Genomic DNA, 12,276 nt, shown 5'->3' on the forward strand with positions numbered 1-12,276 from the left:
CCAGATGTGGGAGGGGCAAGCCCCTCCCACATTTGCCCTCCGATGTTTTGAAGATCGCTCACCTCTGGTTACAATCCCCGCCCTCTCCCACTCTCCCAAGGAACCGCCATGTCCGGGCTTGAACTGTTCGCCGCCGCCCTGGGGGTGATCGCTGTCTGGCTGACGGTCAAGCAAAACCCCTGGTGCTGGCCCATCGGCCTGGTGATGGTGTTGCTGTACACCTGGGTGTTCTATGACGTGAAGCTCTATTCCGACATGCTGCTGCAAGTGGTCTACGCCGCCCTGCAAGTCTACGGCTGGTGGCAGTGGACCCGCGCCGGCGAGGTCAAGCAAGGGCGCCAGGTCACCCGCCTGGGTTGGCCGGCAATCATGATCAGCATGGCCATCGGCGCGGTCGGCAGCCTGCTGCTGGGCGCTGCGATGGCGCACTGGACCGACGCCGCGCAACCCTGGCTGGATGCTGCCCTCACCGGTTTCAGCCTGGTGGCGCAAATGTGGATGGCGCAGAAACGCGTGCAATGCTGGCCGCTGTGGATCGCCGTGGACGTGATTTTTGTCGGGCTGTTCCTCTACAAGGGCTTGTACCTCACCGCTGCGCTCTACGCCCTGTTCACCGTGATCGCCGTGCAAGGCTGGCGTGAATGGCGCGCCGACCCGGCGTTGCAACCATGAAGGTGGTGGTACTGGCCGGCCCCGAATCCAGCGGTAAAAGCTGGCTGGCCGCCGAGTTGCACGCGCATTTCGGCGGGCTGATGGTGCGTGAATACGTGCGCGATTTCATGGACCGCCACCAGCGCGACACCAGCCTGGCGGATATTCCGGCCATCGCCCACGGCCAACTGGCCTGGGAAGATGCCGCCCGCGCCCGGCAGCCGCGCCTGCTGGTCCTCGACACGCACCTGCTGACCAACAAACTCTGGAGCCAGACCTTGTTCGGCGACTACCCGGCGTGGCTCGACGATGAACTGCTGGCGCGGCATTACGACCTGCACCTGCTGCTGTCGCCGGATGATGTGGAATGGACCGCCGACGGTCAACGCTGCCAACCGGAACTGGCCGACCGCCAGGCGTTTTTCCAGGACAGCCTGGCGTGGATGCAGGCGCATCGACAGGCGGTGGTGGTCATCAGGGGGAGTTGGGAGGAGCGCCGCACCGCCGCCTTTGCTGCGGTAGAACAGCTGTTGTAGTGAGCGGGCTTGCCCCGCGCTGGGTGGCGAAGCCGCCCTAAAACCAAACACCGCGACCTGTCTGGCAGGCTGCGGTGTTTTTTATTGGGGCGGCTTCGCCACCCAGCGCGGGGCAAGCCCGCTCACTACAACACCGGGGTGGTTAGTAGCCCAGCGACAGGCCGGTGTTACGACGCGGGTCATTCGCCCCATAGAAGCGGTTGTTACCCACCGGCTTACCCTCCAGGGACGGTGCCCCCACCAGGATTGCCGCCAAGTGGTTCGCATCCTGCGGCCCGGCAAACTTGTGGCCCCAGCTTTCCAGAATCTTCTGGGTGTCCGGGCTGATCGCGAAGGTCTCCAGGTTGGTGGTTTCCGGCATCCATTGCTGGTGGAAACGCGGCGCGTCCACGGCTTCCTGGATGTTCATCTTGTAGTCGATGACATTCAGGATGGTCAGCAGGGTCGCGGTAATGATGCGGCTGCCGCCCGGTGTACCCACCACCATCACGGCCTTGCCGTCCTTGGTCACGATGGTCGGGCTCATCGACGACAGCGGCGCCTTGCCCGGTGCGATGGCGTTGGCTTCACCCTGGACCAGGCCGTACATGTTCGGCACCCCGACCTTGACGGTGAAGTCGTCCATTTCATCGTTGAGGATCACCCCGGTCTTGCTCGCCATCACGCCCGCACCGAACCAGTCGTTGAGGGTGTAGGTCACCGAGACCGCGTTGCCCCACTTGTCGACGATGGAATAGTGGGTGGTGTTGTTGCCTTCATGGGGCGACACACCGGGTTTGATCGCCTGGGAATCCCCGGCCTTCTGCGGCTCGATGGCGTCACGCAGCTTGGCCGCGTAGTTCTTGTCCAGCAGATGCTCGATCGGGTTCTTCACGAAATCCGGATCGCCCAGGTAGCTGTTACGGTCCACGTAGGCGTGGCGCATGGCTTCGATCTGGTAGTGCAGACCCTGGGCCGAGTGATAGCCCAGGTCGGCCATCGGGTAGCCTTCGAGGATGTTCATGATCTGGCAGATCACCACACCGCCCGAGCTTGGCGGCGGTGCCGAGACCACGTGGTAGCCACGGTAGTCACACTCGATGGGCGCCAGTTCGCGGGTCTTGTACTTGTCCAAGTCGGCCTGGGTGATGATGCCCTTGCCGGCCTGGCTGGAATCCACCAGGGCCTTGGCGACCCACCCTTTATAGAAACCGTCGCTGCCCTTGGCGGAGATTTCCTTCAGGGTTTTCGCCAGGTCTTTCTGCACCAGCTTCTGGCCGACCTGCATCGGCTGGCCGTTGTGCAGGAAAATCCCGCGCATATCCTTGTCTTTTTCGAACTCGCCGGTGGCGGTGTGCAGCAGATCGATATCACCCTGCTCCAGGGCAAAACCGTTTTCCGCCAGCTTGATCGCCGGGGCAATCACCTGGGCGCGCTTGAGGGTGCCGTACTTGCTCAGGGCCAGCTCCATGCCGGAGACGGTGCCGGGCACGCCGACGGCCAGGTGACCCTTGGCACTCAGGCCTTCAACGACATTGCCGGCCTTGTCCAGGTACATATCGGCGGTGGCCGCCAACGGGGCCTTTTCGCGGAAGTCGAGGAAGGTCTTGCGCCCATCCGCCAGTTGCACGGTCATGAACCCGCCGCCGCCCAGGTTACCCGCCGCCGGGTACACCACCGCCAGCGCATAGCCGACCGCCACGGCGGCATCCACCGCGTTACCGCCGGCCTTGAGTACATCCACGCCGACATGCGTGGCCAAATGCTGGGCGGTCACCACCATGCCATTTTCACCGGCCACCGGGGCCTGGGACGCGGCTTGTACGCCGCTGACCGTCAACACCAAGGCGGTGGCAATCAGTGTGCGGCTGAAGGGTTGGTATTTCATCCATGGCTACTCTAGTTATTGAGATGCACCAAAATAGCCCGTCCCGAATTTAATCCCCAGCGCAATGGCGTTTTTATTACAGAACCTGTCGGTCACAGAACGGCACGTACAAAGCCGCGTTGCAGATCCTCAATCAACGCCGCCATATCTTCCAGACCGATATGCAGGCGCACCACCGGGTTCAGCCCACGGTCGGCCGCACTGTCGCGGTCGCCGGTGTCGGCCACGGTGACCAGGCTTTCATAGCCGCCCCACGAAGCGCCCAGGCCGAACAGCTGCAAGCCGTCGATAAACCGCTCGACGTAAGCGGCGTCTGCATTCATCAGTTCAAACGACAACAACCCATTGCTGCCGGTGAAGTCCCGGCGCCACAACCCATGCCCAGGATGCCCGGGCAAGGCCGGATGGAACACGCGCTTGACCTGCGGTTGCGCCTGCAACCACAGGGCGATGTCCACGGCCTGGCGTTCGTGCACATCCAGGCGTGATGCCAGGGTGCGGGCGCCGCGCAGGATCAGGTAGGCGTCGTCGGCACTCACCGCGTTGCCGAAGGTGTCGCTCATCCTGCCCAGCGCAGGCCAGGCCGCTGGTGTGGTGCACACGCTGCCCATCATCACGTCGCTGTGGCCGCCGAGGTATTTGGTCAGGGCCATGATCGAAATATCCGCGCCCAACGCCAGTGGCCGGTACAGGTAGCCCGAGCCCCAGGTGTTGTCGACGGCGAGCAGGATGTCGCGTGGCTTGCACAACGCGGCAATCGCCGGCAGATCGCACAGCTCATACAACAGTGAGCCCGGCACTTCGGCGTAGACCAGCCGGGTGTTGGCTTGCAGTTGCGCTTCCAGCCCCTTGCCATCGGGTGCGAAGTAGCTGACCTCGATGCCGAACGGCTGGAGGAATTCACGTGCCAGCTTGCGCACCGGGGAATACACCGCGTCGGTGATCAGCACATGATCGCCGGGGCGCAGGTAGGCCAGGAACACCTGGGCCGCCGCCGCCAGGCCCGTGCCGTAGAGCCGCGTGCGAAAGCCGCCCTCCAGCTCGGTGACCAGGTCTTCCAGCGCATGGGAGGTCGGGTTGCCACGCGCGCCGTAGGTCAGCACCCGCTCGCTGTCGCGGCGGGCACGGGCGTCGCGCATCTGCGCCAGGTTGTCGAACAGCACGGTGCTCAGGCGCGTAATCGGCACATTGACTGCGCGGCCGCCATGACCTTTTTCGGTACGCGCGGCATGGATCAAGCGCGTGCGCACCCGCGACACAGGTGCCAACGGCTGAAGGCTGGCGATTTCCGCTTCGCTCATTTGCGCGAGCAGGCCGATTTCCCAGGCCAGGTACTGGCGCGCGGCGTCCTTGTTGCCGTTGTGACGGTCGTGGGTGAAAAACAGGAAGTCGATGCACTCGGCGTCGGGCGGTGTCTGCGGATCCTGGTTGACCGGCAGGCCGGCCGAGGCCCAGGCAGCGAAGCCACCGTCGAGCAACCGGGCCGACAGGCCTTCGGCAGCAAAGGCCGCCAATGCCGGGTCATCCGCCACCAGCACCAAGGGACGATGGTCGGTCTTGAGCCGCGCACGAATCGACCAGCGGGACCCGGCAATATGGCCCTTGCGGTAGGCCATGCTCGGGCGCAGGTCGATCAGGTTCACATCGCTCAATTCCAGCGCCAGGGCCTGGGCGCTGATCAGCGGCAACGGCTCATACGCCACCGTCGGCAACACCGGCAGCGCCAGACTGCTGTCGATACCACCGCTGAGCACATAGGCTTGGTGCCCGAGTTGACGCAGCCAACTGGCGACAATCGGCGCACGCACGCCATCGCTGTCCACCAGCACGATGCGCGCCTGGCGCACGCCGATATACAGGTCGGTGGCCTGGATCAACTGCCCGCCCGGCGTATGTTGCGCGCCTGGCAACGAGCCGAGGGCAAATTCCTCAGCAGTGCGCACATCACACAGGAACAGGCTGCGTTGCGCGTCCTCGGCCCACAGCCGGACTTGATCCGCTGACACCTCGACCACCCCTGCCCGCCCCGCCAACTGCCGTGCCGCCAGACGCTGCGAGGCGAGGTCGCCTTTGACCTGATCGGCATAGCGCCGAGTACTGCCATGTTCCAGCTGGAAATCTTCCAGGTACCAGCCCTGGGTACCGTTTTCCAAGGCATAGACAGGGTTTTTAAGGCCCAGGTTGATCAGCGTCTGGGCGCCGATAATGCTGCGGGTGCGTCCTGCACAGTTGATAACGATGGGCGTGCGTTCATCCGGCACCAGATCCTGTACGCGGTAGCCCAGCTCACCGTTGGGGCAGCAGATGGAACCGGGGATGGTCATCTTGCGGTACTCCTCGAACGGTCGCCCGTCCAGCACCACCAGCGGCTCGCCACTGGCTTGCCAATCGGCCAGTTGCCGGGCGGTGACGTGAGGCGTATGGCTGGCCTCTTCGACCAATTCGCCAAAGGCCTTGGACGGCACATGCACACCGGCAAACAGCTGCAACCCCGCCGCCTGCCAACCCTCGGCACCGCCCTCCAGCACATGCGCGCGGCGGTAGCCCAGCGCCTGCAAACGCGCGGCAACCAGCGCCGCCACCTCGCCGCCATCCTGGTCATAGATCACCAGCCTCACCTGCGGGTTGGGCGCCAGGCGGCGTACCTCCAGCTCCAGGCGGCTATAGGGCAGGTTCACCCCATGGAACAGGTGGGCTTCGCCGTATTGCCCGTGTTCGCGCACGTCGAACACGGCGATTTCCTGCCCATCGAACAGCCATTGCTGCAGTTGACGTGGGGTGATGGTCTGGCTCATGGAAGTCCCAACAATTAAGAGAAAAGTGACGGCAACGCGTCAGGCATAGGCCTTGATCGACGGCGCCATCTGCGAAGCGTTGTAGTTGAGGATGCGGCCGTCCGCGTCCACACCGTAGCGGCCGTTCAGGGATTCCAGCGGCAAGCCATACAGGTGGAAATGCAACGTGGCCTGCTCACCTTCAACCTTGATGCCATGCAGGTCTTCACCGAGGAACGAGATCGACGTGCCCGGCTGCACAATCACTTCCTTCTCCAGGCTCAGGGTGGTGAAGCCCGGCTCGTGGCCTTCGTCATTGCGTGCATAGACGTAGTTGATCTCCTGGCCTTCCACCGCGCTGATGATCGCCCAGGTCTCATGGTTGTGCGGGAGCGTGCTTTTGCCCGGCAACAGCGAGTTGAGGTACAGGGTCGGCGTATAGCCGTCGTCGTTGAGGCGATAGCGGAATGCGGTGCTGCCCTGCCCTGGCACAGGCGCGGGGAATTCTTCGAAGTTGAACAGGTCGCGGCGCTCGGCCAATTGTTCCAGCAGGCCGACGATGTCCACCAGGGCTGCGCGGTCTACGCCGCGCTGGTTGATGACGCGGATCTGCTGCAAAAACGCCTCGATCACGGCGGCACGGTTTGCGTTGCTCATCACGGTTTTCCTCTTATCAGACTGACAGGCTGTAACGGCTCAAATGGGTCAACAGGTACGGGTCATGGTGGATGGGGCCACGGCGTCCCGAATCGCCCAAGGCATGACGCAGGAACGTCCGGGTGCGTTCGTTGCCAGGGTTCTGGAAGATCTGCGTGGCGCTGCCATGCTCGACAATCACGCCGTTTTCGGTGAAGTACACGACGTCGCTGATCTCTTCGGCGAAGCGCATTTCATGGGTGACCAGCACGCAGGTCATGCCCTCTTCGGTCAATTCGCGAATCACCGTCAGCACTTCGCCGACGGTTTCCGGGTCGAGCGCCGAGGTCACTTCGTCAAACAGGATCAGCTCCGGGCGCATCGCCAGGGCGCGGGCAATCGCCACGCGCTGCTGCTGGCCGCCGGACAACTGGCCGGGGTACGCATCGGCCTTGTGCTCCATGCGCACCTTGGCCAGCAGCGCCCGCGCGTCTTTTTCCGCATCGGCACGGCTGCGACCGAGCACCTTGCGCGGGGCGATCACCAGGTTTTCCAGCACCGACAAGTGCGGGAACAGGTTGTATTGCTGGAACACAAAGCCGACGCGCTTGCGCAGTTCGATGCGCTGGGCTTCCTGGACCAGGCTGTCGACCTGGGTCTGGTCCACGCGAATGCTGCCGCGCTGGGGCTGCAACAGCCCGGTGATGCAGCGCAGGATCGTGGACTTGCCCGAGCCGGACGGGCCGATAATCGACACGGCCTGGCCACGCAGCACGTCGAGGTCGATGCCCTTGAGCACCGGGTTGGCGCCGAACGACAAGTGCACATCCCGCAGGCTCACCAGGGGTTCAGTAGAAGGCATAACGGCGCTCCAGGTGTTGGGTCAGGCGGGAAATCGGGTAGCAATAGGCAAAGAACAGCACCAGCAGGCTCAGGTAGATCACCACGGTAAAGCCGGTCATGTTCACGGTGTTGCTGGCGATCTGCGCGGTGTCGATCACATCATGCACACCCACCAGCGAGGCCAGCGCGGTGCCCATGGTGACTACCGCGTAGAGGTTCATCCACGGCGGCAACATGCGCTTGAAGCACTGCGGCAGGATGATCGAGCGAAACAGTTGGCCACGGGTGAATGCCAGGGACCGCGCGGCTTCCCATTGGGTGCTGGGGATCGAACCGATGGCGCCACGGAAGATTTCCGCCACGTTGGCGCTGGCCGGTAACGCCAGGCCGATAGTGACCTTGACCCAATCGGGGAACGACACGTAGCTGCTGCCGATACGAATCTCGAACGGGAACACATAGGTGGTGAAATAGATCAGCACCAGCCACGGCGCATTGCGAAACACCTGCACCCACAGTCGCGCAACGAAGCCCAGGGGCGACAACGCCAACGCACCGATCACCAGGCCCAGCACCGAACCCATGCCGATCGCCAGAAGGCTGATCAGAATATTCTGGCCAAAGCCTGCGACCAGCGCCGGCGACCACTGCCACAACGCCGACAGCACGGGAAATGAATCAATGGCCATAGCCGGGCATCCTCAGGCGCGCTTCAAGCCAGCGCCCCACACAATTGACGATAAAACTCAGCAGGCCGAAAAAGCTCAGGATCAGGAGCATCAGCTCCAGTACGTTGTCACTCTGGGTCCAGATCATGATCGCCGCGTAGGTGATGTCGCCCACCGCAATCGCGGAGGCCACGGCGGTCATCTTCACCAGGTCAATCAGGTTGTTGATCAACGACGGCAAGGCAAAGCGCAGCGCCAGGGGCAACTGCACATTCCACAGCAACTGGCGGCGGCTGAAGGCCAGGGAGCTGGCGGCCTCCAGCGTGACGACAGGCACCGCTTCGATGCCGGCACGCAAGGCCTCGGCATGAAACGCGCCCTTGTGCAGCGAGATCACGATCACCACCCAGGCGAACGGCGTCAGCGGGTTGGCCGCGCCGACCGCCTGGGTCAACAGCATGTTCAACACCAGGAACGCGCAATACAGCTGCACCAGCGTCGGCGTGTTGCGCGTGACTTCCACAAACACCCGCGCCGGCTTGGCCAGCCACGGGTTGCCTGAAGTCAGCATCGCCGCCAGCGTGATCCCCGCCAGCAGACTGCCGAGGATCGTGAACAGGCACAGCAGGCCGGTGGTCAGCGCGCCCTGGACCAGGCTGCCGCGCTGATAGGCGTCGAGCAGGAAGGTGTAGTTCAGGCCGATACGCGCGGCCCAATCGACGAAAAGCTCAAGCAGATGACTCATCTCCATTGCCGGCTCAAGCACCCTTGAACTGTTTCTGCAACTCCACCAGGGCCGGTGATGCCGGACTGATGCGGTTGCGGGTCTGGGCCTCGATCAGCCAGCCGCTGCGGTGTAGTTCCTTGACGATCGGATCGAGCCTGGCCTGGGTGTCGCCTTCGCCACGACGGGTCCAGATCACCGACGGTGCCGGGTTGAGCTCCGGACCAAGGACGCGGTAGTCCTTCCATTCGGCACTGTCGTTGATCAATGGGTTGATCAGGGTAGAGTCGTGCACCGCCGCGACGCAGTTGTTGCCCCGCAGGGCCAGCAGCGATTCGGACGAGCTCTTGAACGCCTTGAGCTGCGCGCCGAACTCGGTCAGCGGCTTGACGTAGCTGCTGCCCTGGGAGGTGCACACGGGTTGGTCCTTGAGGTCTTCCCAGCGGGAGAACTGGCTGTCTTTGAGCACCGCAGCCGCACCGCCGACGCGGTAGAACGGCGTCGGCACGAAGCCGAGGATTTCACCGCGTTCGGCGGTCCATTCCATATTGGCGATGAGCAGGTCGACCTTGCCCTGTTGCAGGAACTGCACGCGATTGGCTGGCAATACCGGCACCAGCTGCACCTCGGCCTTGAGTTGACGGCCCAGCTCATTGGCCAGGTCGACGTTCAAGCCCTTGGGCTGTTGCGTCGCCGGATCGATGCTGCCAAACGGCCCGCCGGACAACAACACGCCCACCACCAGCACATGGCGCTGCTCGATCTTGTCCAGGGTCGCATCGGCCTGCGCCGCCACACTGCCGCCCAGGGCGATCATCGACCCCAGGGCCACCGGCAACCATTTCTTGAACATCATTGGACTTCCCCCTGGCGAATGATCGGCGTACCCCGACCTGATGGAGGGGCATGCTAGGGAGAGTGCGCGGGCAACGGAAATGCAAATATCTCATATCGTTATAACTTGCCGTATCTGCCCCGCCTTCGTTTTTGGCATAACCCTTTATTTATTGGACCACGAAAAAATAATCTTCAGAAAAGCATAAATATCTGTAATGTTTAACTTCACGTCCTTGATATAAAACCGCCCCTGGAAATGGCCATGTCGACCCTCGACCTTGAACTCCTGCGCACCTTTATCGCCGTGGTCGACCACCACAGTTTCGCCGAAGCCGGCACGCACCTGGCGCGCACCCAGTCGTCCGTGACCCAGCATATGCAGCGCCTGGAGCAGCAAGTGGGGGTCAGCCTGTTCGAGAAGCGCGGCCGGCAAAAACAACTGACCGAGCCCGGCCTGCAACTGCTGCGTCATGCGCGGCAGATGCTCGCGCTGAATGACGATGCATTGAATTCCCTGCGCGAGAGCAGCCTGAGCGGTGTGCTGCGCATCGGCTCGCCCCACGATATTGCCGACACCATCCTGCCGCCGATCCTCAGCCATATCGCCCGCTCGGCGCCGCGCCTGCGCCTGGAGATCGACGTGGGCCGCAGTCCGTTCCTGATGGACGACCTGCACCGGGGCAAGGTGGACATGGTGATCTCCACCCGCGCCGACCCGAACCTGGAAGGCTTTGCGCTGCGTACGTCGCCGGTGTGGTGGATCTGTTCGGCGCAGTACATCCACCAGCCGAGCGAGCCGCTGCCGCTGATCCTGGTGGATGAGCCGAGCATCTACCGGCGCTACGCGCTGGAGGCGCTGGAACGGGCGAACATTCCCTGGCGCCAGGCGTACCTGGCGTCGAACCTGATCGGGATTAAAGCGGCCACTCGCGCGGGCCTGGGCGTGACGCCGCGCAGCATGGAAATGCTCGGCCCGGACATGCGCGTGCTGGGCGAAACGGATGGGTTGCCGAGGTTGCCGGAGGTCACGTATTACCTGTGGATTCGGCCGAATACGGCGAACCCCATTGCGCGCAAGGCGTATGACTTGATTCGGGGCAGCCAGGGCCTGTAAAGACGGGGCTGGCATCTGGATTTTATCCCGTTAGAATCATCGCCATTCCCGCCTGCCCTCCCTGACACGAGCCCCTTCATGAGCTTTGATTTCGATACGATCCACCCCCGCCTCGGCACTGGCAGCACCAAATGGAATCGCTACCCGGCCGATGTGTTGCCGATGTGGATCGCCGACATGGACATCGCCGCGCCGCCCGCCGTGCTGCAAGCCCTGCACGCGCGCCTCGACCAGCGGATTCTCGGCTACAGCGTGGCCGGCCCGGATGTACGCGAGGCCATCGTGGCCGACCTGTGGGCCAAGTACGCCTGGCGCGTGCAGCCCGACGACCTGCTGTTCCTGCCTGGCGTTGAGCCTGGCTTCAATATGGCGCTGCACGCCTTCGTCCAACCGGGCCAGCCGGTGGTGCTGCAAACCCCCAACTACCGGCCGATTCGCCTGGCGCCCGGCCACTGGAACCTGCCGCGCATCGAAGTACCGTTCGAGTTGAACAACGCCGAATACATCACCCCCATGCCCGCCCTGCGCAAGGCCCTGACCGGCGCCGGCGCACTGCTGCTGAGCAACCCGCACAACCCCATCGGCAAGGTCTTCCCCCGCGAAGAACTGCTGGCCCTGGCCACTGCCTGCCTGGAAAACGGCGCGCTGATCATCAGCGACGAAATCCACGCCGAACTGTGCTTCGACGGCCGCCGCCACATCCCCACCGCCAGCCTTAGCCCTGAGATTGCCCAGCGCACCATCACGCTGATGTCGGCGAGCAAGGCCTACAACGTGGCCGGCCTGAAGACCTGCTTTGCGGTGATCCAGAACGCCGGGATCCGCGAGCGCTTCAACCAGGCCCGCTGCGGCATGGTCGACAGCGTCAGCCCCCTGGGCCTGGAAGCCACCCGCGCCGCCTACAGCCAGTGCGGTGAATGGCTCGACGCGCTGAAGCACTACCTGCAAGCCAACCGCGATTACCTGCTCGACGCCGTGCAAACCCGCTTGCCCGGCGTGGTGATGCATGCGCCGCAAGGCACCTTCCTCGCCTGGCTGGACTGCAGCGCCCTGGGCCTGGACGACCCACAGCAGTTCTTCCTGGAGCAGGCCAAGGTCGGGCTGAGTGCGGGGATCGAATTCGGTGACGACAGCCAGCAGTTCGTGCGCCTGAACTTCGGCTGCCCACGGGCTTTGCTGGAAGAGGGTCTGCAACGTATGGAGCGTGCGCTGCAGCAGCGCTGAGGCAGACTTTATGAATGTGGGAGCAGCGCTCCCACATCCGGTGGGCTTCACAGCTTGGCGATGGACACTTCGGTGGACTTCACGAAGGCAATCACTTCGCTGCCTACCTTCAATTCCAGGTCACGCACCGAGCGGGTGGTGATCACCGAGGTGACGATGCCGGACGCGGTTTGCACGTCGATTTCGGACACCACCTCCCCCAGCAGGATTTCCTTGATCACGCCCTTGAACTGGTTGCGCACGTTGATCGCTTTAATAGTCATGTCGGCTTTCCTTTTGGCTGTTGGGTCAATCCGCACGAATGCGCAGGCCCTCAAAGTGCGCTATCACGTAGAATATTAAAAGGAATATATAACTATTTATTTATTCTATAAACGCATATGAACACTGTTGCCTTACCAA

General features: G+C 63.1%; 12 protein-coding genes. 4 read left to right on the top strand and 8 right to left on the bottom strand.

The features are described 5' to 3' along the window. Positions 1-108 precede the first annotated feature (108 nt). Both pnuC and PspCFBP13509_RS29310 read left to right on the top strand, forming a co-directional pair. Positions 109-672, top strand: coding sequence for a nicotinamide riboside transporter PnuC (gene pnuC / locus PspCFBP13509_RS29305; protein ID WP_065927762.1), 564 nt, complete (start codon positions 109-111; stop codon positions 670-672). Next, the gene (locus tag PspCFBP13509_RS29310; RefSeq protein WP_065927763.1) at positions 669-1,187 is read left to right on the top strand and encodes an AAA family ATPase; all 519 of its coding nucleotides are present in this window, start codon (positions 669-671) and stop codon (positions 1,185-1,187) included. Before pnuC ends, PspCFBP13509_RS29310 begins: the two co-directional genes overlap by 4 nt. A 142-nt stretch (positions 1,188-1,329) precedes the next feature. Here PspCFBP13509_RS29310 and ggt read toward each other — a convergent pair whose 3' ends face one another. The 7 genes from ggt to PspCFBP13509_RS29345 form a co-directional block, all read right to left on the bottom strand. Beyond that, the gene (ggt, locus tag PspCFBP13509_RS29315; protein WP_065927764.1) at positions 1,330-3,054 is read right to left on the bottom strand and encodes a gamma-glutamyltransferase; all 1,725 of its coding nucleotides are present in this window, start codon (positions 3,052-3,054) and stop codon (positions 1,330-1,332) included. Positions 3,055-3,146: 92 nt separating this feature from the next. After that, positions 3,147-5,849: a cystathionine beta-lyase gene (gene metC / locus PspCFBP13509_RS29320; RefSeq protein WP_137213059.1), complete on the bottom strand. Its 2,703-nt coding sequence runs from the start codon at positions 5,847-5,849 to the stop codon at positions 3,147-3,149. Between the two features lie 39 nt (positions 5,850-5,888). Beyond that, entirely contained in the window at positions 5,889-6,485 is a 597-nt protein-coding gene (locus PspCFBP13509_RS29325; RefSeq protein ID WP_137213060.1) for a cysteine dioxygenase family protein, read from the bottom strand. A gap of 16 nt (positions 6,486-6,501) precedes the next feature. Beyond that, a complete protein-coding gene (locus PspCFBP13509_RS29330; protein ID WP_137213061.1) occupies positions 6,502-7,326 on the bottom strand; it encodes an amino acid ABC transporter ATP-binding protein in 825 nt (274 codons plus the stop codon). Then, positions 7,313-7,996, bottom strand: a complete 684-nt coding sequence (locus tag PspCFBP13509_RS29335) for an amino acid ABC transporter permease (protein WP_065927768.1) — start codon at positions 7,994-7,996, stop codon at positions 7,313-7,315. The genes PspCFBP13509_RS29330 and PspCFBP13509_RS29335 overlap by 14 nt, the downstream gene beginning before the upstream one ends. Further along, a complete protein-coding gene (locus tag PspCFBP13509_RS29340) occupies positions 7,986-8,720 on the bottom strand; it encodes an amino acid ABC transporter permease (protein ID WP_065948724.1) in 735 nt (244 codons plus the stop codon). Before PspCFBP13509_RS29340 ends, PspCFBP13509_RS29335 begins: the two co-directional genes overlap by 11 nt. 13 nt (positions 8,721-8,733) lie before the next feature. Then, complete coding sequence (locus PspCFBP13509_RS29345; RefSeq protein ID WP_137213062.1) at positions 8,734-9,555, bottom strand: transporter substrate-binding domain-containing protein; 822 nt, start codon at positions 9,553-9,555, stop codon at positions 8,734-8,736. A gap of 243 nt (positions 9,556-9,798) precedes the next feature. Here PspCFBP13509_RS29345 and PspCFBP13509_RS29350 point away from each other — a divergent pair, with 243 nt between their 5' ends. Together PspCFBP13509_RS29350 and PspCFBP13509_RS29355 are read left to right on the top strand one after the other, a co-directional pair. Continuing rightward, positions 9,799-10,650 (top strand): LysR substrate-binding domain-containing protein, encoded by an 852-nt coding sequence (locus PspCFBP13509_RS29350; RefSeq protein WP_370671275.1) that lies wholly within the window; start codon positions 9,799-9,801, stop codon positions 10,648-10,650. Between the two features lie 78 nt (positions 10,651-10,728). Continuing rightward, on the top strand, positions 10,729-11,874 hold the full coding sequence (locus tag PspCFBP13509_RS29355) for a MalY/PatB family protein (protein ID WP_065927770.1): 1,146 nt from the start codon (positions 10,729-10,731) through the stop codon (positions 11,872-11,874). 47 nt (positions 11,875-11,921) lie between these two features. Here PspCFBP13509_RS29355 and PspCFBP13509_RS29360 read toward each other — a convergent pair whose 3' ends face one another. Continuing rightward, positions 11,922-12,137, bottom strand: a complete 216-nt coding sequence (locus tag PspCFBP13509_RS29360) for a TOBE domain-containing protein (protein WP_003173733.1) — start codon at positions 12,135-12,137, stop codon at positions 11,922-11,924. Positions 12,138-12,276 lie beyond the last annotated feature (139 nt).

It is taken from the genome of Pseudomonas sp. CFBP13509, from assembly GCF_005233485.1.
Lineage (GTDB): Bacteria > Pseudomonadota > Gammaproteobacteria > Pseudomonadales > Pseudomonadaceae > Aquipseudomonas > Aquipseudomonas marginalis.

Bases quoted from the DNA above. Each gene is read 5' to 3' on its own strand.
- pnuC (WP_065927762.1), top strand. From the start codon at position 109: ATGTCCGGGCTTGAACTGTTCGCCGCCGCCCTGGGGGTGATCGCTGTC.
- PspCFBP13509_RS29310 (WP_065927763.1), top strand. From the start codon at position 669: ATGAAGGTGGTGGTACTGGCCGGCCCCGAATCCAGCGGTAAAAGCTGG.
- ggt (WP_065927764.1), bottom strand. From the start codon at position 3,054: ATGAAATACCAACCCTTCAGCCGCACACTGATTGCCACCGCCTTGGTG.
- metC (WP_137213059.1), bottom strand. From the start codon at position 5,849: ATGAGCCAGACCATCACCCCACGTCAACTGCAGCAATGGCTGTTCGAT.
- PspCFBP13509_RS29325 (WP_137213060.1), bottom strand. From the start codon at position 6,485: ATGAGCAACGCAAACCGTGCCGCCGTGATCGAGGCGTTTTTGCAGCAG.
- PspCFBP13509_RS29330 (WP_137213061.1), bottom strand. From the start codon at position 7,326: ATGCCTTCTACTGAACCCCTGGTGAGCCTGCGGGATGTGCACTTGTCG.
- PspCFBP13509_RS29335 (WP_065927768.1), bottom strand. From the start codon at position 7,996: ATGGCCATTGATTCATTTCCCGTGCTGTCGGCGTTGTGGCAGTGGTCG.
- PspCFBP13509_RS29340 (WP_065948724.1), bottom strand. From the start codon at position 8,720: ATGAGTCATCTGCTTGAGCTTTTCGTCGATTGGGCCGCGCGTATCGGC.
- PspCFBP13509_RS29345 (WP_137213062.1), bottom strand. From the start codon at position 9,555: ATGATGTTCAAGAAATGGTTGCCGGTGGCCCTGGGGTCGATGATCGCC.
- PspCFBP13509_RS29350 (WP_370671275.1), top strand. From the start codon at position 9,799: ATGTCGACCCTCGACCTTGAACTCCTGCGCACCTTTATCGCCGTGGTC.
- PspCFBP13509_RS29355 (WP_065927770.1), top strand. From the start codon at position 10,729: ATGAGCTTTGATTTCGATACGATCCACCCCCGCCTCGGCACTGGCAGC.
- PspCFBP13509_RS29360 (WP_003173733.1), bottom strand. From the start codon at position 12,137: ATGACTATTAAAGCGATCAACGTGCGCAACCAGTTCAAGGGCGTGATC.